The 21,799-nt window shown below is 55.9% G+C and carries 22 protein-coding genes and 1 pseudogene; 10 read left to right on the top strand and 13 right to left on the bottom strand.

From position 1 onward, the window contains the following. Positions 1-5: 5 nt before the first annotated feature. The 8 genes and pseudogenes from chbG to osmE all read right to left on the bottom strand — a co-directional run bounded on the left by chbG (position 6) and on the right by osmE (position 5,918). On the bottom strand, positions 6-764 hold the full coding sequence (gene chbG / locus PGR79_RS02830; protein WP_087859350.1) for a chitin disaccharide deacetylase: 759 nt from the start codon (positions 762-764) through the stop codon (positions 6-8). 12 nt (positions 765-776) lie between these two features. Next, positions 777-2,123, bottom strand: coding sequence for a 6-phospho-beta-glucosidase (locus tag PGR79_RS02835; RefSeq protein WP_087859349.1), 1,347 nt, complete (start codon positions 2,121-2,123; stop codon positions 777-779). A 102-nt stretch (positions 2,124-2,225) separates the two neighbouring features. Beyond that, positions 2,226-3,065: a transcriptional regulator ChbR gene (chbR, locus tag PGR79_RS02840; RefSeq protein ID WP_045393229.1), complete on the bottom strand. Its 840-nt coding sequence runs from the start codon at positions 3,063-3,065 to the stop codon at positions 2,226-2,228. A 12-nt stretch (positions 3,066-3,077) separates the two neighbouring features. After that, complete coding sequence (gene chbA, locus PGR79_RS02845; protein ID WP_015366185.1) at positions 3,078-3,425, bottom strand: PTS N,N'-diacetylchitobiose transporter subunit IIA; 348 nt, start codon at positions 3,423-3,425, stop codon at positions 3,078-3,080. Between the two features lie 52 nt (positions 3,426-3,477). Next, entirely contained in the window at positions 3,478-4,836 is a 1,359-nt protein-coding gene (gene chbC, locus PGR79_RS02850) for a PTS N,N'-diacetylchitobiose transporter subunit IIC (RefSeq protein ID WP_015366184.1), read from the bottom strand. An 11-nt stretch (positions 4,837-4,847) separates the two neighbouring features. After that, positions 4,848-4,913 (bottom strand): annotated as a pseudogene (locus tag PGR79_RS02855) (hypothetical protein); the annotation flags it as partial. 70 nt (positions 4,914-4,983) lie between these two features. Continuing rightward, complete coding sequence (chbB, locus tag PGR79_RS02860) at positions 4,984-5,304, bottom strand: PTS N,N'-diacetylchitobiose transporter subunit IIB (RefSeq protein WP_015366183.1); 321 nt, start codon at positions 5,302-5,304, stop codon at positions 4,984-4,986. A gap of 275 nt (positions 5,305-5,579) precedes the next feature. Further along, positions 5,580-5,918, bottom strand: coding sequence for an osmotically-inducible lipoprotein OsmE (gene osmE / locus PGR79_RS02865; RefSeq protein WP_045393231.1), 339 nt, complete (start codon positions 5,916-5,918; stop codon positions 5,580-5,582). Positions 5,919-6,213: 295 nt separating this feature from the next. Between osmE and nadE the strand changes: the two genes are divergently transcribed. Further along, positions 6,214-7,041: an ammonia-dependent NAD(+) synthetase gene (gene nadE, locus PGR79_RS02870; RefSeq protein ID WP_045393234.1), complete on the top strand. Its 828-nt coding sequence runs from the start codon at positions 6,214-6,216 to the stop codon at positions 7,039-7,041. Positions 7,042-7,142: 101 nt separating this feature from the next. Then, on the top strand, positions 7,143-8,006 hold the full coding sequence (gene cho, locus PGR79_RS02875) for an excinuclease Cho (protein ID WP_113373642.1): 864 nt from the start codon (positions 7,143-7,145) through the stop codon (positions 8,004-8,006). 91 nt (positions 8,007-8,097) lie between these two features. On the opposite strand, the gene spy is transcribed toward cho, so the two are convergent. The 5 genes from spy to astC form a co-directional block, all read right to left on the bottom strand. Further along, a complete protein-coding gene (gene spy / locus PGR79_RS02880; protein WP_015366179.1) occupies positions 8,098-8,580 on the bottom strand; it encodes an ATP-independent periplasmic protein-refolding chaperone Spy in 483 nt (160 codons plus the stop codon). 367 nt (positions 8,581-8,947) lie between these two features. After that, positions 8,948-9,910, bottom strand: coding sequence for a succinylglutamate desuccinylase (gene astE / locus PGR79_RS02885; protein ID WP_430921023.1), 963 nt, complete (start codon positions 9,908-9,910; stop codon positions 8,948-8,950). Between the two features lie 72 nt (positions 9,911-9,982). Continuing rightward, positions 9,983-11,458 carry a succinylglutamate-semialdehyde dehydrogenase gene (gene astD / locus PGR79_RS02890; protein WP_113373640.1) on the bottom strand — a complete coding sequence of 492 codons (1,476 nt, stop codon included), beginning with the start codon at positions 11,456-11,458 and terminating at the stop codon, positions 9,983-9,985. Next, entirely contained in the window at positions 11,455-12,489 is a 1,035-nt protein-coding gene (gene astA / locus PGR79_RS02895; RefSeq protein ID WP_113373639.1) for an arginine N-succinyltransferase, read from the bottom strand. The genes astD and astA overlap by 4 nt, the downstream gene beginning before the upstream one ends. Then, on the bottom strand, positions 12,486-13,706 hold the full coding sequence (astC, locus tag PGR79_RS02900) for a succinylornithine/acetylornithine transaminase (protein WP_113373638.1): 1,221 nt from the start codon (positions 13,704-13,706) through the stop codon (positions 12,486-12,488). Before astC ends, astA begins: the two co-directional genes overlap by 4 nt. Positions 13,707-14,152: 446 nt before the next feature. Between astC and xthA the strand changes: the two genes are divergently transcribed. The 8 genes from xthA to PGR79_RS02940 all read left to right on the top strand — a co-directional run bounded on the left by xthA (position 14,153) and on the right by PGR79_RS02940 (position 21,794). Then, positions 14,153-14,959, top strand: a complete 807-nt coding sequence (gene xthA / locus PGR79_RS02905) for an exodeoxyribonuclease III (protein ID WP_045393250.1) — start codon at positions 14,153-14,155, stop codon at positions 14,957-14,959. 207 nt (positions 14,960-15,166) lie between these two features. Continuing rightward, positions 15,167-15,817 carry a TVP38/TMEM64 family protein gene (locus PGR79_RS02910; protein ID WP_430921025.1) on the top strand — a complete coding sequence of 217 codons (651 nt, stop codon included), beginning with the start codon at positions 15,167-15,169 and terminating at the stop codon, positions 15,815-15,817. Further along, positions 15,804-16,514: a TVP38/TMEM64 family protein gene (locus tag PGR79_RS02915; protein ID WP_183269065.1), complete on the top strand. Its 711-nt coding sequence runs from the start codon at positions 15,804-15,806 to the stop codon at positions 16,512-16,514. Before PGR79_RS02910 ends, PGR79_RS02915 begins: the two co-directional genes overlap by 14 nt. After that, a complete protein-coding gene (locus PGR79_RS02920) occupies positions 16,511-17,074 on the top strand; it encodes a carboxymuconolactone decarboxylase family protein (protein WP_015366168.1) in 564 nt (187 codons plus the stop codon). Before PGR79_RS02915 ends, PGR79_RS02920 begins: the two co-directional genes overlap by 4 nt. A 9-nt stretch (positions 17,075-17,083) precedes the next feature. Next, positions 17,084-18,262: an ABC transporter substrate-binding protein gene (locus tag PGR79_RS02925; protein WP_113373635.1), complete on the top strand. Its 1,179-nt coding sequence runs from the start codon at positions 17,084-17,086 to the stop codon at positions 18,260-18,262. Next, positions 18,235-19,767, top strand: coding sequence for a thiamine ABC transporter permease (locus PGR79_RS02930; RefSeq protein WP_113373634.1), 1,533 nt, complete (start codon positions 18,235-18,237; stop codon positions 19,765-19,767). The genes PGR79_RS02925 and PGR79_RS02930 overlap by 28 nt, the downstream gene beginning before the upstream one ends. Further along, positions 19,767-20,411 carry an ATP-binding cassette domain-containing protein gene (locus PGR79_RS02935; RefSeq protein ID WP_113373633.1) on the top strand — a complete coding sequence of 215 codons (645 nt, stop codon included), beginning with the start codon at positions 19,767-19,769 and terminating at the stop codon, positions 20,409-20,411. The genes PGR79_RS02930 and PGR79_RS02935 overlap by 1 nt, the downstream gene beginning before the upstream one ends. A gap of 75 nt (positions 20,412-20,486) precedes the next feature. Then, complete coding sequence (locus tag PGR79_RS02940; RefSeq protein ID WP_113373632.1) at positions 20,487-21,794, top strand: rhodanese-like domain-containing protein; 1,308 nt, start codon at positions 20,487-20,489, stop codon at positions 21,792-21,794. Positions 21,795-21,799 lie beyond the last annotated feature (5 nt).

Genomic DNA, 21,799 nt, shown 5'->3' on the forward strand with positions numbered 1-21,799 from the left:
TCTCTTTATACGTCGCGATAGTTTCCGAGCCTGTAGCCGCGTTCCGCGATCGCGTATTTCAGTTCGCCGGACGTCAGCACGTCCAGTTCGGTCAGCCGCGGATAGCAGTAAGCGCTGCCCATAATGGTGTTATCGACAAATGCCGGATGACACATCACTTCCAGCGAGTTTTCTTGCCGTTCGAGCGATGCATCCAGCGTTTGCAGGAACAGCGCTTGTGAAACCGCTTCACCGTAAAATTCGCTGCTGAAGCCATCGCTACTGCGCGCCGCATCCTGGTCGAGGCCATTTAGCGCCGCCACCTGACGATCGATACGCAAAGCGATGCCCTTTTCGCGCGCAAAGGCGGCGACGATGGGGTAGATCTGCGCAATCATATGCACATGGTGGTGACTGTCGATGTGCGTCGGTTCGCAACCAAACAGTTCGATAAAACGCCGGTACTGACACTCCAGTTCATGGGCGATCTCATCCAGCGGCAGGCTGTCCTCTTCCGCCATCTGCCAAATCCATTTGCCCAACCGCCCGTCGCGGGTTAACCCCGGCATCGCCGATAATGGCTCGCCCAGCGTCAACACAAAGTGCATGCCCACCGCCAGCTCGGGCAGGCTGCGGCTTAATTGGGCGGCGTGGCCGATAGCCGCGCCGTTGACCAACGCCGTGGTCGACGTCACCAGTCCATTCTTGCAGGCTTCGATAATGCCGTAATTCTGCCCTTTGCTCAGGCCATAATCATCGGCGTTAACGATCAATACGCGTTCCATCGGCCGCTCCCATTACTGTTTCAGTTTTTCGATAGTCGCTGCAAAATTCGGCAGCCACTTCTCATGGGCGAGGATCATCTCCCGCGCCAGCTGCTCGGCATCGCGATCCGAATGAATCAGCGGGCTTAAATTGAGCGCCAGCAGCACATCATTGAGCTCGCCGCTCATTGCCGCCTGGCTGGCCGCCACTTCAAAGCCTTTGATGGTATAAATCAGTCCCAGCACTTTTTCATCAAAATGCGTGATTCGCGGCGTGGGTTTCGCGCCGTCGCGGCCCAGCGTACAGGTCATTTCTACCGCCCAGTCGGCCGGAATATTATCAACATGGCCATGGTGCGGAATATTCACATAGTGCTCGGCCTGCTTATCATTGTAGATGGCGTTAATCACCTCGCAGGCGGCATCAGAGTAGTAAGCGCCGCCACGCTGCTCAAGCTCCTTCGGCTTAATGTTCAGATCCGGATTTTTGTAAAGTTCGAACAGCTGCTTTTCAACCTTCTGCACCACCTGAGCGCGCGCTCCGCCTTTGTAGTACTCACCCATCTCAATCGCCAGCATCTCTTTCGGCTTGAAGTAATAAAGCAGATACGAGCATGGGATCAGGCGCAGTGAGCGAATCAATCCTTCGCTAAACGGCAGATCGAAGATATTTTTCACCGAGTTCGCGGTCAGGCGGCCTGAAGCCACACCGTCCAGCAGTTCATCGAAGCGCGACACGCCATTGACCAGTACATCGCGAACAAACACCAGGTGGTTAAGACCGAACAGATCGATATTCAGCTCATCGCTCGGATTCAGTTGCAGCACATCGGTAATAAACATCTTCATACCGATTGGAATGTTGCACACGCCGATAAAGCGCTTGAAGTTGGTGTGGCGGTAAACCGCCTCGGTGACCATACCCGCCGGGTTGGTAAAGTTAATGATCCACGCATCGGGGCAAATTTCCTGCACATCTTTGACGATATCGAAAATCACCGGGATGGTACGCAGACCTTTAAACAGACCGCCCGCACCGTTGGTTTCCTGGCCCAGATAGCCGTGGCTTAGCGGGATACGTTCATCTTTTTCACGCGCTTTCAGCTGGCCAACGCGCAGCTGCGTGGTGACGAAATCCGCCCCTTCCAGCGCCGCGCGGCGATCCAGCGTTTTGTAGACTTTCATCGGCACGCCGGCTTTTTCTACCATCCGCTGGCACAGCGCATGGATGATATCGAGCTTCTCCTGCCCTTCTTCCACGTCCACCAGCCACAGTTCCGTTACCGGCAGCTCATGATAGCGTTTGAGAAAACCTTCCAGTAATTCCGGGGTATAGCTGCTACCGCCGCCGATAGTCACGACTTTTAATTTCTGGCTCATATCTTTCTCCCTTAGGCGCTACGCGTAGATGTAGACCGCTCTCCGCATAAATGCGGACAGTTAACTTGAATGAATAAACCGCGCGGTAAATACCGCTGCGAGTTAATTAATATTGGTCAGCTGTTTACGATAACTGCTTGGCGTGAATGAGGTCAGCTTCTTGAAAGTTTTAATAAACAGACTTGGGCTGCTATATCCTGATTCATACGCAATATCAGTGACCGAATAGTTGGTGATTTCCAGCTGTTTTTTCGCGAAATTGATGCGGATATCATTAATGATCTGCATCGGCGTCTTACCATAATAGCGCTGGGTAGCCCGGGTTAAATATTCTTGCGTTTTCCCGGACAATTGCACCATATTTTCCAGCGCGCTTTCGCCAAATTTATTTTTATCGTGCATATCCTCTACGGTATTTTTCAGCCAGTGAGGAATCACATCTTCAACGGGCTCTTCACGATAATGACGTAAGCGGTTAATGGTGTAAAACGAGACCAGTTCAATAAACTCGTCAAATTCAGTCTCGCGAAAATTCAGTGAAGCAATAACCGACTCGATATAACTGAGAAAGGCGCTTTGCACCGCATAGACCTGAGAGGCGACCAGACCGAACGGCAGCAGCGGCAGATAATGTTTCTCAAAGAAGCGTCTGCTGATGCCAACGTTAAGAATGCGCGTCGCACCAAACTCGTAAAAGCTCTGATGGTGCGACCCCATTGGGATGAAGACAAAGTCCCCGCGCTCCAGCAGCACCCGTTTGCCATTAATTTCCTGATAATAGCGCCCGGTTAAAACGATAGTGAATTCGTAGTAATCATGCTGGTGAAGCCCGCTCACGCTCTCCGTTTTGTTATAGATGACCACATGAAAGTTTTTCCCGTTGAAGAGCTGTTGTTCCCTGGCGGTACTGATCTCGGTGGTCATCATTTTCGGCTGCCTCATCGTTCGGATAGCCTATTGTACCTTCTCATGCAGCTCGATCAATTCGGCCACCAGTTCACGGGCCAGCATTGAGGTCATCAGATGATCCTGCGCATGAACCAGCACCAGACTTACCTTCATCTTGCCCTCGCCTTCATCGCTTTCAATCAGCTGGGTCTGGACGCGATGCGCTTCGCTCAGCGCCATCCGCGATTGCTCCATCATCGATTTCGCGGCGGCGAAATCCCCCTGCTTTGCCTGCTTCAGCGCCGCATAAGCCAGGCTACGCGCCTGCCCGGAGTTGATAATCAGCCCCATCACCACCTCTTCGAGGTCATTTTCCGGGGTTTCTACCGCGTCGATGTTATCCAGATCAAACATAATATTTCCCTCGTTTCTCAGGCGGTACGGGGTGAACCCGTACCGCTCGACATCAGAATTTCAGTGCGTTAGCAATATCTTCTTCGCTCTCTTCCTGCTCGATGGTGCTCTGCGCTTTGTTCGACAGGATGACGAACGGCAGGTACACGGCAGTAGCGACACAAAGGTTGAAGAGCGCGACCAGCAGGGCAGCAACGCTACCGTTACTGTTAAAGAAAGCGCCCAAACCGGTTGGCATCGTCCAAGGCGCTAGGTTGGTCACCGGTGGGATAATGCCGAGGCTGTAAGCGGCCAGCGTAATCGCGGCCAGAATCGGTTGTACCAGCACGAACGGGATGAACATAACCGGGTTCATGATGATCGGCAGACCGAACAGAATCGGTTCGTTAATCTGGAAGATGCCTGACGGCAGCGCCAGCTTAGCGACCTGACGATGATCGGCGCGGCGAGAAGCGATGAAGATGGCGATAATCAGACCCAGCGTCGCACCGGAACCACCCAGCAGGATGTAGGAGTCGAGCATCGGTTTCGCCCAGAAGTGGAACTGTTTGCCAGCTTCGATGGCCGCGTCGACAGAACCATACTGGTTATACAGCGCGATGTTTTCCAGCGCCCACGGCGTCATAATGCCGTTATCCAGCGCGGTCAGCGCCAGCGAACCGTGCACCCCGAAGAACCACAGCAGGGAGTTAAAGATAACGTACGCCCAGCCAACGACGCTGCCCATCGCCGCCAGCGGCGTGGAGATGGAGTCCATGATGATCTGATGGAAGTTGCTGCCGTAGTTTGACAGAATCCACGAAATAATGCCGAAGACTGACAAAATCAGGAAGCCCGGGATCAGCGCCGAGAAGGAACGTGATACCGATGACGGTACGCTATCCGGCAGTTTGATGACCCAGTTACGGCGAATAACAAAGGTGAACAGTTCCGCCACCACCAGGCCGATAATCATCCCGGAGATGATGTTCTGCCCGCCGAGCCAGTTGGCGCCGACGGCGTAGGCTTCACCCACGCTATAAGGCGTGACGGTCATAAAGGCGGCAACTGCCAGCAGACCTGCTGCCATGGGGTCGACTTTACGCTCCTCGGCCAGCGCGGCGCCGATAAAGAACGGCGCCATCAGCGACATAATGCCCAATGTACCGTTGTAGACATTACCGCCGATGGCTTTAAAGCCGTTTAAGGTTTCAATGGTGGAGGCATCCAGACGAATCCCCATTGAATAAAAGAAAGAACCTTCACCAAAGCTCAGAAAAACGTTGTTGATTAATACGAACATGGCCCCGGCGAGGGTCAGCGGCATTAATTTAATAAAGCCGTTTTTAATCGCATTAATGTGCGGTTGCTTTCCTATTTTAACTGCAAAAGGAAGGAGTACCTTTTCAAGCGAATCGATCACTTTACTCATAGTAAATACCCTTAAAAGCCGCAATAAAATATTACGGCGATGATGTATGAAATTACTCTTTGACGGGAAAATAAACTGTTGAATATCGTGGCGGCTAGTATTAATTAACTACCAGACGCCAGAATATCGCGAGTTTAAAAAATAAAATTATTGTGCAGCAGCTTTCTTAATGGCCGCGACGGCCGCTTTCAATACACCTAAGCCATCAACTTTACCGTACAGAATCGAATCAATTACCTCTACCGGTTTGTTCGGCAGTAGCCGTTGAATTTCCGGCAACATATAAGCAATTTGTGGCCCTAATAATACGACATCCGCTTCCGGACCTTTTTCGCCGGCCAGCGTTTCAGGATACGCTTCAATAATAACCGGGACCTCATACTTTTCCGCTTGGGCGCGCATTTTGGAGACCAGTAATGAAGTGGACATGCCAGCCGAGCAGAACAGATAGATATGTTTCTTTTCCATGAACGCTTCCTCAATGTGTAGGACCAGGGCTTCAGCGCTGGCTGAGAGCCGGTAAGACTGGTAACTTTCGGTTAGTTTTGTTTATGCATTGAGTATACGGCAACATTTGGCGGCAGGATAATTCCCTGTTGAACAGAATTGTCTCTCATTGACCTCGCGTTTTGACTACCCTCACATTTCCCCCAAATAATTCGCGCAATTAAATAAGCATTAGCCGCCATAAAAAAGCCCGACCAATGGTCGGGCTTTCGTAGCTCTCAGCTTATGACGCGTAGTTATTTGCTGTTACGTGGATCGGTGTCGTACTCGGCGCAGGTCTGGTAGCCAGAGTTCATCACGTGACCGGTTTCGTCCAGCGCGACAAAGTAGGTTTCAATTTTACCATCCCGTTGACCCAGGATATAAGTCTGGCAGGTTCCGCGCGCGTGGATCATGGTGACTTCAGACGACGGTTTACCGGCAATCTGCATAACCTGGCTGCGGGTCATGCCTTTTTTGACATCCTTAACAACTGGCTGTGTGAACTGGTCTTTGGTGCGGTCATAGGCCGTACACCCTGCCAGCATGGTTAATACTGCCGCTGCGCCCATCAATCCTGCTAATTTTTTGTTCATATTCCATCCTCATTATGTAATCGGCGTGTTTTAAGCCTGGAATAAAAAGCGTTATTTTTCAAGCCAAACGTCGAATTCATGTAAATTCAGAACTTTTCTGGTAACCAGATATGTGCAAAAAAACAGCGACGGAACGAACTCCTCTACGGACTTCCTGACACACCATAAGTAAAGACTATGACATTGGCTGCCTTCTTTTCCGTCAGTCAGCGGTACCAGCCTTGTCGTTTCAGCAGCAAAGAGGTAGTTTTAGACCATGCTGGTTGCCATACAGGCTCACTTTCCGGAGGGCGTAATGACGCTTCAACAACAAATTATTCAGGCGCTGGGCGCGAAGCCGCAGATTGATGTCGAAGGCGAAATTCGCCGCAGCGTGGATTTCCTGAAATCCTATCTGCAGACCTATCCGTTCATTAAATCACTGGTGCTCGGGATTAGCGGCGGTCAGGATTCGACCCTTACCGGCAAACTCTGTCAGATGGCGATCGATGAGCTGCGCGCTGAAAGCGGCGATCGGAGCCTGCAATTTATCGCCGTGCGCCTGCCCTATGGCGTCCAGGCCGATGAGCAGGATTGCCAGGATGCCATCGAATTTATCCAACCTGACCGCGTGCTGACCGTCAATATCAAAGGCGCTGTGCTGGCCAGCGAGCAGGCGTTGCGAGAAGCTGGTATTGAGCTGAGCGATTTTGTTCGCGGCAACGAGAAAGCCCGTGAGCGAATGAAAGCGCAATACAGTATCGCCGGCATGACCAAAGGCGTGGTCGTGGGAACTGATCATGCCGCAGAAGCGATCACCGGCTTCTTTACGAAATACGGCGATGGCGGAACCGATATTAACCCTATCTTCCGCCTCAATAAACGTCAGGGCAAACAGCTATTGGCGCAGTTGGGCTGTCCTGAGCACCTTTATATGAAGCAGCCGACCGCCGATCTCGAAGATGACCGCCCTTCTCTTCCGGATGAAGTCGCGCTAGGCGTGACCTACGAAAACATTGATGACTATCTGGAAGGCAAAACCCTGGACGAGAACATCGCCAAAACCATCGAAGGCTGGTATCTGAAAACCGAGCATAAGCGCCGCCCACCAATTACCGTTTTCGACGATTTCTGGAAGAAGTAACTATTCCCCAACACCCCGGCCAGTGCCGGGGTTATTTTTTGTCCTTTTCGCCGCAAAATTCGCCTGCTATACTGGATACATAAACAGCACCAGGAGTTGTTGTGGCCAGAAAGCAATCAGCCCCGCGTCTGGAATTTGAGGCGGCGGCAATCTATGAGTATCCCGAACATTTGCGCCCATGGCTGGAGGCCTTGCCAAAGCTGCCGGGGGTATATCAGTTTCATGGTGAAAGCGAAACATTGCCGCTTTATATCGGTAAGAGCGTGAATATCCGCAGCCGGGTGCTGTCGCACTTGCGTACCGCTGACGAAGCCTCCATGCTGCGGCAGGCGCGGCGCATCAGCTGGCAACGCACCGCCGGGGAATTAGGCGCGCTGTTACTTGAAGCGCGGTTGATTAAAGAACAGCAGCCGCTGTTTAATAAACGACTGCGGCGTAATAAGCAGCTCTGCTCCTGGCTGCTGGAGGCGGGTAAACCGCAAATTGTGTATGCGCGAGAAGTCGATTTCTCCCATCAACAGCACCTCTACGGCCTGTTCGCTAACCGCCGCGCGGCATTACAGGCGCTACAAACCATCGCCGATGAGCACCGTCTGTGCTATGGCATTCTGGGGCTGGAGCCGCTGAGTCGCGGGCGCGCCTGTTTTCGTTCCGCACTGGGGCGCTGCGCCGGCGCCTGCTGTGGTAAAGAGAGCGTCGAAGATCATAACCAGCGGCTGCTGGCGCAAATGAGTAAACTTCAGCTGGTGTGCTGGCCGTGGGCAGGCCCGGTGGCGCTGGAAGAGCGCGGCCCGGATATGGTTCAGTACCATATCATTCATAACTGGCTGTGGCTGGGCGCGGTGGATTCACTGACGCAGGCCGCTGAACTCACCACACTGCCAGCCGGTTTCGATCACGATGGCTACAAGATCCTTTGTAAGCCTTTGCTCAGCGGTGAGTATCAGCTGCACCCGCTTGGCTAATGATATCGTAAACGTAAAAAACCGCCGGCCCTGCCCAAAGCCTTAATGGCAATGATTGGGCAAGACCGGCGGTCTTCATTCTTGGCGCTGATTACTCAGCAGGTGCAGGCATTTTACCTTCCGGCGCTTTACGTTCTGTCAGATGCTTCTCAAAATTCGCATTGAACTGTTTTTTCTGTTCTGGCGTCAGGATGTTGTAAATCTTGTTCTGGGTTTCCATGCGGGAAAGCATCATCTCTTTATGCTGCGCTTCCATTTTATCAATCTGCGCGCTGGCTTTCGCTTTGTCGAAAGTATCGCTGGCGATCAGGTCGTGCATGGCGCGACGTTCGTCAAGGGACGGACGTTTCATGTTCTGGCGCTGGCTTTTCATGATGTCGCGAACCTGCTGTTTTTGCGCATCGGTCAGGTTCAGGTCTTTGAACATCATATCGTGATGACCCGGCATACCTTTATGGTGCATCATCGGTTTGCTGTCGGTTTGGGTGGTAGCGGTAGTATCGGCCGCGTGAGCCAGGTTAGCAGCACCCAGAGCCAGAGTAGAGGCAACAAACAGAGCAGTAATCTTCTTCATGGTTATGTCCTTACTATCAGTTATTCTGACGGCGCATTGCCGTGTTGACGAGATTAACTTTACGCGCTTTATCGTCAATTAGTCAGTGCAAGCGTAAAACAATGAAAGTGTAAAAAACATTTTCTCACCAATTGTGGAGAAAATAAGGAAAATGAGGAGGGATATGCAACAAAAAATAAATAACAAGCTGTTTTATAAGGAAACTGTGAAGATTATAAAACAGTAGAGATTAAAAACAAAGCATTTAACCAGGAATAATCCGCAAACCATATCAATGGCACAAATAAATAAGATCGGCGTACAGCGATATTTCACTCGATATTCACAACCGCGAACAACAACGGCTGTGAATAGTTAAGAAAGGGAATTACAACCGTTCCAGCATCAGCCCAGCCCGTAGCCCTGGCGCCACGCCGGGGTTGGGAAACAGCACGTACTCTTGCGCCTTTTCGACGACATAGCGCGTTTCGCCATCCTCCGCCAGCAGCGTCCCGGCGCTGAACGGCGTAAAATTGAGCGTTTCCCCTGACATATGCAACCGGAACTGGTCGCTGTGGCGCGTGATCTGCTGCACCACCCGGTAGCGCAGCGGCGCAGGCGCCTCTTCCACGGCTAAATCGCCCACTAACAGTCTACTTAACGCCCGCCGCGTCGCTGAGAACTGGGTTAAATCGTTGTCGCCAAAAGGCAGCGCTTTACCCAACTCCAGCGTACAGGCCAGCGCGGCAAAACGTTCGCAACTAAAGTGGGTAAAGGTTCCCGCCGGTTGTTGATGAAACACCAGCGCCTCCAGCCCGGCCGCGCCAAGCCAGCTGAGAAAATCTTCACTCCACGGCTCCTCGCGTGCCGGCAATACGCCAAAGCGCGGATGCAGCGAGCCGCGAATAGCGGTATGCATATCCAGATGCCAGCGCACGCCATGGCTATCGCTAAAGAAACGCGTCACAGCGCCTTCCAACTGCCGCGCCCGCACTGTTTCACCACCGGGGGCGAATTTGCGCCATCGCTCGCCGAACATGCGGTTCATATCGCTTTCGAGATAGCGTTTATTTTGCCGCAGCGCCGGCGGGTTGCCGAATATCACCAGCACACGCCAGCGCAGCGGCAGTTCGCCACTCAATAACTGCTGAAGCAAAGCGTTAACCATCTCCACCGGCGCGGTTTCATTGCCGTGAATACCGCACGAAAGCACCAGTGAACGTTCGCAGCGCGCATGCGGGGTCAACAGCAGGATGCCGCAATCGATCCAGTGCCAACGAAAATGGGCGGTTTCGCCATGAAATTGATGCGGCCAGCGCCCCGCCAGAGTTAATGCCAGAAAGTCGTCCACGACGCCTCCTCTATTACTGAAACGGATCGAGGAAAGCACGCGAGGCCGACAGTCTGGCCTCGCATGCCTTCATCAGCTTGCCTGCGATGAAAAATCCAGACCCGGACTGAGCGTCTCCGGCAGCGTCAGTTCGGCAGATTCCAGGCTGGCCATCGGCCAGGCGCAATAATCGGCGGCGTACCAGGCGCCTGGACGATGATTTCCCGAAGCGCCGGTTCCGCCAAACGGCGCGGTACTGGCGGCGCCGGTGAGCGGCTTGTTCCAGTTGACGATCCCGGCGCGGGCCTCCAGCAACAGGCGCTCAAATTTGTCGCGCTCGGCAGAAATCAATCCGCAGGAGAGACCGAACCGGGTGGCGTTAGCCATCGCGATCGCTTGCGTGAAATCGTCATAGCGCCACACGCACAACAGCGGGCCAAAAACTTCTTCATCCGCCACCTGCTGCACGTTGCTCATGTCGATGATCCCCGGCGTCAGCAGCGAGGTACCGTCGCGCAACAGACGCGGCTCAAGTAACGTCTGTCCGCCGCTCGCCACATGCCCAAGCCAGGCCTGATGCACCTTTTGCGCGGCCTGCGGCGATACCAGTCCGCCCAGGAACGGCTGCGGCTGCGCATCCCACTCGCCGGGAATAAGACGTTGTGACACCGTCACTAAACGCTGCAAAAACGCATCGCCCGTCGCGCCGCGCTTCACCAACAGGCGGCGCGCGCAGGTACAACGCTGCCCGGCGGTGATAAATGCCGACTGGATGGTCAGGTGGACCGCAGCGTCAATATCCTGCGGTTCGTCAACAATCAGCGGGTTGTTGCCGCCCATTTCGAGAGCGAGGATTTTTTGCGGCTGCCCGGCCAGTTGGCGATGCAGTTGGAAGCCGGTCGCGGAGCTGCCGGTGAACAACAGTCCATCGATATCCGCCTGCCCGCTCAGCGCCTCGCCGGTCTCCCGAGCGCCCTGCAGTAGATTCAAGACCCCAGCGGGTAAGCCCGCCTCCGCCCATAGCTTAACCACCGCTTCGCCGCTTTGCGGCGTAAGCTCGCTAGGCTTAAAGACGACAGTATTACCAGCTAGTAGCGCCGGCACGATATGTCCGTTAGGTAAATGGCCCGGGAAGTTATACGGCCCAAACACCGCCAGTACCCCGTGGGGACGGTGGCGCAGCGTGGCGGCGCCGTCGGCCATCGCCGTCTCGCTCTCGCCGGTGCGGCTATGATAGGCGCGCACTGAGATTGCCACCTTATTTATCATGGCGGTAATTTCCGTGGCCGCCTCCCAGCGCGGTTTACCGGTCTCGGCGGCAATAATCGCCGTCAGCTGGCTTTTGTTCTCTTCAAGCAGCGCCGCAAACTTCTCGACGATCGCCTGACGCGCGCTAAATGGCAGGCAGGCCCAGGCGGGGAAAGCCTGACGCGCGGCGCTAACCGCCTGTGCGACCTGCCCGGCGTCGGCGTCATTCCCCTGCCACAGCAGCGCCTGGTTGACCGGGTTATATTTACTGCGCTGCAGGCCGCGCCCGCTTTGCCATTCGCCGTTAATCCATAAACTCATGATGTTTTCTCCTCCGGGATCAGGCGGACCATCCGTACGCGATCGCCTGGGTGGCATTTCAGCGTATCCAGCTCACGCGCGCTCAGCAGCAACGTTTCGCTATCCGGATCGGCATGGACCAAAATGGCGCGGAACTGCTGATACTGCTCGTTGGTGACCAGACACTGCGGCCACTCTCCCGGCACAGGCTGCCCTTCTTCCACCGTCAGCAGGCGGCTTTTGCGTATCGCCCGCACCCGGTCGATTTCGCACTCCAGCGTCGGGCCGCCGTCAAAAATGTCGATGTAGTTGTTAAAACGGAAGCCTTCTTTTTCCAGTACCGCACGCGCAGGCGCCGTTTGCGGATGAACCTGGCCGATGACCGCCCGCGCTTCATCGGAAAGAAAGTCGATATATAACGGATGTTTTGGCATTAATGCGGCGATAAACGCTTTTTTACCGGTGCCGGAGAGATAATCGGCGCGGGAAAATTCAATCGCGAAGAAGCGCTTGCCGAGGCTTTCCCAGAACGGAGAATAGCCATGCTCATCAATCACGCCGCGCATCTCGGCGACCACTTTGTCATTAAAGTGGTCGCGGAAACCGGCCATAAACAGCAGTCGCGATTTCGACAACAGGTAGCCATTGCCCTCTTTACGCCATGCAGGATCGAGAAACAGCGTGCAGAGTTCGCTACAGCCGGTGTGATCGTTGCTAAGGAACAGCGTTGGCAGCGCGTGATAAACGTTGAGCTCTTTTGATGCATGTACCTGCGTGCCGACCCGATAGTTGTACCAGGGATCGTTGAGGCCAACGGCGACTTCAATCGCGCAGATCCCAACGACCGCGCCGCTGACGCTATCTTCCAGCACAAAGACATAGCCCTGCTCGCTTTTCGGCAGTTCGCCGCGCCAGGTGCGCTGGGAGCGTTCAATGCGGGCAGCCAGCGTGGGTTCGTCCGCCGGCAGCGACGTCAGGCCGCCGCCGGTTTCCCCCGCCAGGGCCATCAGCCCCGGCAAATCGGCTTTTTCAACCGGTCGGATCACCATCATGATGAAACTCCCGCAAGGAAGTGACGGCAAGCCAGCTCAAAGCGATCGAGACCGGTGTTCACCTCTTCCTCGCTCACGTTAAGGGCCGGAGCGAAGCGAACGACGTTTGCCCCGGCAATCAGTACCATCAGCCCATCTTCCGCCGCCTGGGTACTAATGGCTTTAGCTTTCCCGGCATATTCGTCGTTCAGTACACAACCAATCAGCAGCCCCAATCCGCGAATTTCCTTGAACAGGCCGTATTTGGCGTTAATCGCGCTCAGGCGTTCGCTAAACCACTGGTGACGCTGTTTAACGCCGTTCAAAAGCGCTGGGGTATTGACGATAGACAGCAGCTCCCCGGCAACAGCGGTGGCGAGTGGGTTGCCGCCGTAGGTCGTGCCATGGGTGCCGACGGTCATCACGCTGGCGCATTTTTCCGTCGCCAACAGCGCGCCGATCGGGAAGCCGCCTCCCAGCGCTTTCGCCGTCGACAGGACGTCCGGCGTCACGGCGTAGTGCATATAGGCATACAATTCGCCGGTACGCCCGACGCCGCTTTGTACCTCATCAAAAATCAGTAGCGCGTTGTGCTGGTCGCACAGTTCGCGCAGGCCGCGCAAAAATTCCGCTTTCGCCGGCACCACGCCGCCCTCGCCCTGCATCGGCTCGACGATCACCGCGCAGGTGTCGTCATTAATCATCGCGCGCGCCGAGTCGAGGTCGTTATAGGTAGCATGTTGGATCTGCGGCGGCAGCGGCGCAAAATCCTGCGAATAGGAAGGCTGGCCGCCAGCGGACACGGTGAACAATGTGCGCCCGTGGAAGGCGTTTTTGAACGCGACAATGCCGCTTTTGTGGCTGCCGTAATGATCGTGGGCGTATTTACGCGCCAGTTTCAGCGCCGCTTCGTTGGCTTCGGCGCCGGAGTTACAGAAGAAAACGCGGTCGGCAAAGGTGGCGTCGATAAGCTGTTTGGCAAGGCGTAGCGCCGGTTCGTTGGTGTAGCCGTTACCGGTATGCCAGAATTTTCCCGCCTGCTCGGTCAGCGCTTTTACTAACTGTGGGTTAGCGTGTCCCAGCGCATTCACCGCGATACCGCCGGCAAAATCGATATACTCTTTCCCCTGCTGATCCCACAACCGTGAACCTTCGCCGCGTACCGGAATAAAAGCCGCCGGCGCATATACCGGCATCATCCATTGATCAAAATTGCTACGCGTAATTGACTGAGACATATCGACCTCTTCCGGTAAATTAAAAGTAAGCACAATGTTAAAATTTATGAGTTATTACGCTGTAAATGTAGATTGCACGCATCGTGCCAGCCAGAGGCAAAAATGCATAAATTGAGCTCAATCACGTGATATCAATGAGTTACAGACACTAATTATTCAATAAAAATGCATATTTAGTGAATAATCATCAAATAAACGGCGATGGATAGAGGAAAACGACGAGAAGTTATGCAGCGATAAGATATAATTCTGTAATTGTGATCCTCTACGAAATTTATCGTAGATATCTGCGCTTTTTTGGCGCGACATGCGCCAAAGCGGTGCATAATTTGTGCGATTCGCTCGCCAACCGCAGTAATCGGCAGAATTAACCACCTGCCGGCAGCCACCATGATGAAATTCTGCTAACATCCTTGCACTATTCACCTTGCACAGTGGCAGCGACTATGAAATTCATCTCTTTTAATATCAACGGCCTGCGTGCCCGCCCCCATCAACTGGCCGCCATCGTCGATAAACATCAGCCCGATGTTATCGGCCTCCAGGAAACCAAAGTACACGACGATATGTTTCCTCTCGAAGAGGTGGCGAAGCTGGGTTACAACGTCTTTTACCATGGGCAAAAAGGCCATTACGGCGTCGCGCTGCTGACCAAAGAGACTCCGATAGCCGTGCGTCGCGGCTTCCCGGGCGACGGCGAAGATGCGCAACGCCGCATCATCATGGCGGAAATCCCCTCACCGTTTGGCAATGTCACGGTAATTAACGGCTATTTCCCGCAAGGAGAGAGCCGCGACCACGAGACCAAGTTCCCGGCGAAAGCGGCGTTTTATCAGAATCTGCAGAACTACCTCGATACCGAGCTGAACAAAGAAAATCCGGTGCTTATCATGGGCGATATGAATATTAGCCCTACCGATCTTGATATCGGCATTGGTGAAGAGAACCGCAAACGCTGGCTGCGCACCGGTAAGTGTTCCTTCCTGCCGGAAGAGCGTGAATGGATGGATCGTCTGCTGGGCTGGGGCCTGGTGGATACCTGGCGTCACGCCAACCCGGATAATAATGAGCGCTTCTCATGGTTCGATTACCGCTCTAAAGGTTTTGATGACAACCGCGGTCTGCGTATCGACCTGTTGCTGGCAAGCTCGCCGCTGGCTCAGCGCTGCGTCGAAACCGGCATCGATTACGACATCCGCGGGATGGAAAAGCCTTCCGATCATGCGCCGGTATGGGCAACCTTTAAGCCGTAATGCTTCTTGGGGCTCCGGCGCGGAGCCCCGCTATCCTGAGCAAAATCAATAAAGTGAACGGTATACATTGTCGCTCACGGCAATTTACTATACTGTCGCGCGCACCCGGCGTTTCCTGCCGGGCAAAACGAAGACAGGAGACCCCTATGCAAAAGAAGCCGTTATCCAACACGCTATAAACTGCTGTTTGCCGTACTCCTGTTTGCCATGCTGGCATGGCTTGTTCATCACGCCGGGCTGACGCGACTGCTCAGCCACCTTCACGATCTTCAATTACTTATTCTGCACAGCGGTAGCGCAGGCTATGCGCTTTATATCCTGCTGTTTATCATCGCCACCTTATGTCTGATGCCAGGCAGCGCGTTAGTCATCGTCGGCGGTATGATATTCGGCCCCTGGTTGGGCACGCTACTCTCGCTTATCGCCGCGACTGTCGCCTCATCGCTGTCGTTCCTGCTGGCCCGCTGGCTGGGCCGCGAAGCGCTGCAGCGCTATTGCGGTCACCATGCCGTTTTTCAGGCGTTCGAGCGCGGCATTGCCCGCAGCGGCTGCGATTTTCTGATTTTCACCAGGCTGGTGCCGCTGTTTCCTTATAATCTGCAGAACTATGCCTATGGGCTGACGGCGATCCCCTTCTGGTCCTTTACGTTTATCTCCACCATCGCCACCCTACCGGGATTGTTTATTTATACTTTTATGGCCAGCGAACTGGCCCGCGATGGCATCACCCTGGCCTTTATTGGCAAACTCAGCATCGCCGGCCTGGCGCTTTTTGTATTAACCCAGGCCGCCAGGCGGTATGGCCGCTATAAACGCATTAGTGTCGCAACATCCGCGGTAAGCGATGAAAATGGATAACAGAAAACGGCTGTGGCTCTCACGCGGCGCTATCGTCCTGCTGGCGCTGGCGGCGTTCATCGGCTGGTGGTTAATACCGGGCGTACGCTCCTTTGTGCAACATAGCCTTAGCGCGTTTGCCACTCTCGATCAGCAGGCGCTGGAGCGTTTTATTCACGCTTATGGCCCGCTGGCGGCGCTGGTCTCTTTCGGGCTGATGATCCTGCAGGCGATTGTCGCGCCGCTGCCGGCATTTTTAATTACCTTCGCCAATGCTTCGCTGTTCGGCGCACTATGGGGCGGCGTGTTGTCATGGGTCAGCGCGATGGCTGGCGCGGCGCTGTGTTTTTTTATTGCCCGCGTACTGGGCCGTGAAGTGGTAGAAAAACTGACCGGCAAGACGGTATTACAGAGCGTAGATGGCTTTTTTAGGCGCTACGGCAAGCACACCATCCTGGTTTGCCGCCTGCTGCCCTTCGTCCCTTTCGATCCGGTGAGCTATGCCGCTGGCCTAACCTCAATCCGCTTTCGCCATTTTATGGTTGCCACCGGCGTCGGCCAATTACCGGCGACTATCGTCTACTCGTGGGCCGGAAGCCTGCTGACGGGGGGGCGGTTCTGGCTGCTCAGCGGTTTATCTATTTTGTTCGCTTTAGCTATCGTAGTCGCGATAGTCAAAGCGCAATACGTTGCGCATCACAACAGGAAATCGCCATGAATCTACCGCCGTTAACGTCGATTCCATTGATCCTGCGCCCGCAGGCGTGGCTACACCGTCGCCATTATGGCGCGGTACTCAGCCCTATCCGCTGGTGGGGGCGCATCCCGCTGGCGTTTTATCTGGTCTCAATGTTTGTCGGATATCTGGAACGCCGGCGCTCGCCGCTCGATCCGCTGCTACGCTCGTTGGTGAGCGCCCGTATCGCCCAGTTGTGTCACTGTGAATTTTGCATTGATATCACCAGTATGAAACTGGCGCAGCGCGCCGGCGGCAGCGAAAAGCTATTGGCGGTTAACGACTGGCGCAACAGCGGATTATTCAGCGATAGCGAACGGTTAGCGCTGGAATATGCCGAAGCGGCGAGCATGACGCCGCCCGCCGTCGATGATGCGTTGCGCGCCCGGCTGGCGCAGCAGTTCGATGCCCAGGCGCTAACCGAGCTAACCGCGCTGATCGGCTTGCAAAATTTATCCGCGCGCTTTAATTCCGCGCTGGCGATCCCGGCGCAGGGCCTGTGCCAAATTCCAAAGCCCGATGTTTCTGACACTCATCCCTAAGGAGTCAATATGCGCAGTCTGCGTTATTGTTTAATTTGGCTTGCCGCGCTGCTGCTGGCCCCGACTCTCGCCAACGCCGACGAGAACTGGCAGAGCATCAGCCAGCAGGCGCGTGGCCAGACGGTGTGGTTTAACGCCTGGGGCGGCGACCCGGCGGTTAACCGCTACCTCGACTGGGTCAGCGCCGAGGTGAAACGCGATTACGCCGTCGATCTGCGTATTGTACATATCGCCGATGCCGCCGATGCGGTTAAGCGTATTCAGACCGAGGCGCGTGCCGGTCGTTCACGCGGCGGTTCAATCGATTTATTGTGGGTTAATGGCGAGAATTTCCGCACGTTGAAGCAGGCGAATTTACTGCGCAGCGGCTGGGCTGAAAAGCTGCCTAACTGGCGCTACGTCGATACGCGAAAACCGGTTCGGGAAGATTTCTCCATCGCCACCGACGGCGCGGAATCCCCGTGGGGCGGCGCGCAGCTGACTTTTATCGCCCGCCGATCGCAGCTGGCTCAACCACCGGACAGCGCACAGGCGCTACTGGCTTTCGCCACAGCGCATCCAGGTAGCGTCACCTATCCACGGCCGCCGGATTTTACCGGCACCGCTTTCCTTGAGCAGTTGCTGGTTGCGCTAACCGATCGGCCGGAGGCCCTGCGCCAGCCGCCGGAGGCGGCAAGTTTCGCCGCGGTGACCGCGCCGCTTTGGGCCTATCTCGACAGGCTACACCCGCAGCTCTGGCGCCAGGGCCGCGATTTTCCGCTGTCGCCGGCGCGGATGGACGCGATGCTGACGCAAGGCACGCTACAACTATCACTGACCTTCAATCCGCTGCATGCGCAGCAAAAAGCCGACAGCGGCGAACTCCCACAAGACAGTTATAGCTTTGGTTTTAAACAAGGGATGCTCGGCAACGTGCATTTTGTCGCTATCCCCGCCAACGCCCGCGCGACGGCTGGCGCACAGGTGGTTGCCAACTTCCTGCTGTCGCCACAGGCTCAGTTACGCAAAGCCGACCCGCAAATCTGGGGCGATCCCAGCGTACTCGATCCCGAAAAACTCAACGACGCCCAGCGCGCCGCATTGTACGCCGTACAACCGAAAGCGACGCCGCCGATGCTGGCAGAACCGCACGCCGCCTGGGTTGACGCGCTGGAGCAGGAATGGTTGCGCCGCTACGGTACCCACTAATTGCGCTGACGTGGGGAGCGATAGCGCTTATCTACCTCCCCCTGCTTCCCGCCGCCGCGCTGATGGCGATACCTGCCGTCGACGCCGCGGCCTGGCGGGCGCTATTTAGCGATCCGCAGTTGCCGCAGGCGCTGGCGGCGACGCTAGTTTCTACGCTACTGGCGGTGGGCGGCGCGCTGTTCATCACCCTTACGGTGATTGGCGCGTTATGGCCAGCCGCCGGCTGGCAGCGCCTGGCGAGAAGATTACCGCTGCTGCTGGCCGTACCCCATGTCGCTTTCGTCACCGCCGCCCTGCTGCTATTTGCCGAAGGCGGCTGGCTGTATCGTCTGTTTCCCGCCTTGAGCCCACCGGCCGATCGCTACGGTATCGGTCTGGGCCTGACAATGGCGGTCAAAGAGAGCGCTTTTTTACTGTGGGTGGCGTATGGCGTACTGGGCGAAAAACAGCTGGCAGCCCAAACCGTAGTCATGAAAACCCTCGGCTACAACCGCAGGCAATGTCTGCAGTGGATTGTTGTACCGGCGCTGCTGCCATCGATGAGCCTTGTTCTGCTGGCGACCGTCGCCTGGAGTCTGTCGGCGGTGGATGTCGCTTTGGTGATCGGTCCTGGAAATCCACCAACGCTGGCGGTACTGGCGTGGCAGTGGCTTAATCAGGGCGATCCGCTGCAACAGGCGAAAGGGGCGCTGGCCAGCCTGCTGCTGCTTGCCTTCACGTTAATCTTCGCGGCCATCGCATCGGTAGGCTGGCACCGCTGGCGGCAAACTATTCCCGCACTATGCGGCAAGCGCGCCGCCCCTGCCAACGCAGCGACGGGACATATTCTGGCGCAGGCGGTACCCGCCTGCGGTCTGGTTTGCGCGTTGCTGTTGGCTGGCATTTCGCAATGGACGCAGCCAACGGCTGAGGCGATCGGTAACAGTCTCTGGCTGGCGTTAGGCGCGGCGATACTGGGGGCCGCGCTGTGTCTGCTGTGGCTGGAGTTCGGTCCCGCCAGATATAACGGACTCTGGCTGCCATTAATCATCCCGACGCTGCCGCTTGCCGATGGTCAATATCAATTAGCGCTAGCGGGCTGGCTCGACGGTCAATTGATAACCGTATTATGGGGACATCTGTTATGGGTCGTGCCATGGATGCTGTTTATCCTCTCCCCGGCGTGGCGCAATCTTGATCCACGCCTGTTATTGATTGCCCGTACGCTTGGCTGGCGGCGCGGCCGCCTGTTTTGGTGGGTCAAACTGCCGTCAATGGCGCGACCGCTGCTCACCGCGCTGGCGGTCGGATTTTCGGTGAGTATCGCGCAATATCTGCCGACCGTGTGGCTCGGCGGCGGACGGACGCCAACATTGACCAGCGAAGCGGTAGCGCTGAGCAGCGGCGGCGACAGCACGCGGCTTGCCGCGCAAGCGTTATGGCAATTGCTGCTACCGGCGATCTGCTTTATGGTTACTGCGCTGATGGCCTGGTTTATAGGCCGTCGCCGCCGGGGATTACGCTAATGCTAACCGTTCACAACCTGACATTAACCCTCCACCGCCAACCGCTGTTATGTGGAGTAAATTTTTCTGTCGCCCCCGGCGAAGTGTTGACCCTGATGGGCCCTTCCGGCAGCGGTAAATCAACCCTTTTTGCCTGGATGATCGGCGCGCTTGCCGACACTTTTCGCGCCAAAGGTGAATTATGGCTCAACGAACGCCGCTGCGACAGGCTCGCCACCGAAGCGCGGCGCATTGGCATCCTGTTTCAGGATGCGCTACTGTTTGACCACTTCAGCGTGGGCAACAATTTACAGCTCGCCCTGCCTGCGGAGATCCGCGGCGCGGCGCGCCAGGTTGAAGTTGAACAGGCGCTGGCGCGCGCCGGTATGCCGGGCTTCGCCTCGCGCGATCCGGCCACGCTCTCCGGCGGACAGCGCGCGCGCGTCAGCCTTCTGCGCGCTCTGCTGGCGAGGCCGCAAGCGCTGCTGCTGGATGAGCCTTTTAATCGCCTGGATGCAGAACTTCGCGCCGATTTTCGCCAGTGGGTGTTTGCGGAAATTGACCGGCTGGCAATCCCGGCGCTCCTGGTAACTCACGACAGCCAGGATCTCCCACCGGGCGGACGCTGTATTAATATTGCCGCCTGGCAGGCAAATTCCGCCTAACCTGCGTTATCGCAAAGAAATTCCCTTATCAGGAGCAGAGAATGAGCCCTCCTCTTTCTACCGTCGGGCATTTCGATGAAACGTGTTTCTCAATTGACCGCACTCGCCCTGCTCATGGGGCTTGCTGCTTCCTCTACTTTCGCCGCTGATACCATGCCAACGCTGGACTTTTCAACGCTGCAACAGCGGCACGGCGTGGCGATAGACACCCGCCTCAGCGCTTTCTATAACGGTTGGCCGCAAAGTGCCAACGGCCCGCAGGGCCATGAACCGCAGGCGCTAAACCTCTCTGCTAGCTGGCTTGGCGCAATGAGCGACGAACAACTGCGTGCCTGGGCTACTCAGCACCAGTTGCAGGCCGATACGCCAATCGCGTTATATGGCGGCGCTGACGATAACGCCAGGGTTGCGGCACGCCTGAAAGAAGCCGGATTCACGAAGCTCAGCACGCTTAGCGACGCCTTCAGTCAGAGCGAGCGCCTGCAGAAGCTGCCGCACTTTGAGCAGCTGGTGTATCCGCAGTGGATCCACGATTTACAGCAAGGTAAAACCGTTACCGCCGCCCCGCAGGGCGACTGGAAACTGTTTGAAGTGGCCTGGGGCGCGCCGAAGTTTTATCTGCTGAATCATATTCCCGGCGCCGGTTATATTGATACCAATGAAGTGGAAAGCGAGCCGCTGTGGAACAAAGTGTCCGATGAACAGCTAAAAGCGATGCTGGCTAAACACGGTATTCGCCATGACACCACGGTGATTCTGTACGGCCGCGACGTCTACGCCGCCGCGCGCGTCGCGCAGATCATGCTGTATGCCGGGGTGAAAGATGTACGCCTGCTCGACGGCGGTTGGAAAAGCTGGTCCGACGCGAATCTGCCGGTCGAGCGCGGCATGCCAGCCAAAGAAAAAGCGGTGCCGGATTTCGGCGCGCCGATCCCCGGTCAGCCACAGTTAATGCTCGATACCGAACAGGCGCGCGGGTTACTACACCGCCAGGATGCTTCGCTGGTCAGCGTCCGCTCGTGGCCGGAATTTATCGGCACCACCAGCGGCTACAGCTACATCAAGCCGAAGGGCGATATTGCCGGCGCCCGCTGGGGTCATGCCGGCAGCGATTCCACGCATATGGAAGACTTCCATAATCCGGACGGCACGATGCGCAGCGCCGATGATATCGCGGCGATGTGGAAACAGTGGAACATTCTGCCCAACCAGCAGGTCTCATTTTACTGCGGCACTGGCTGGCGCGCCTCAGAGACCTTCATGTACGCCCGTGCGATGGGCTGGAAAAACGTCTCCGTTTACGACGGCGGCTGGTACGAATGGAGCGGTAATCCGCAAAACCCGGTAGCCACCGGCGAACGTGGCCCGGACAGCAGCAAATAATCCTA

Source organism: Klebsiella sp. 141161 (genome assembly GCF_050600815.1).
GTDB lineage: Bacteria > Pseudomonadota > Gammaproteobacteria > Enterobacterales > Enterobacteriaceae > Klebsiella > Klebsiella aerogenes.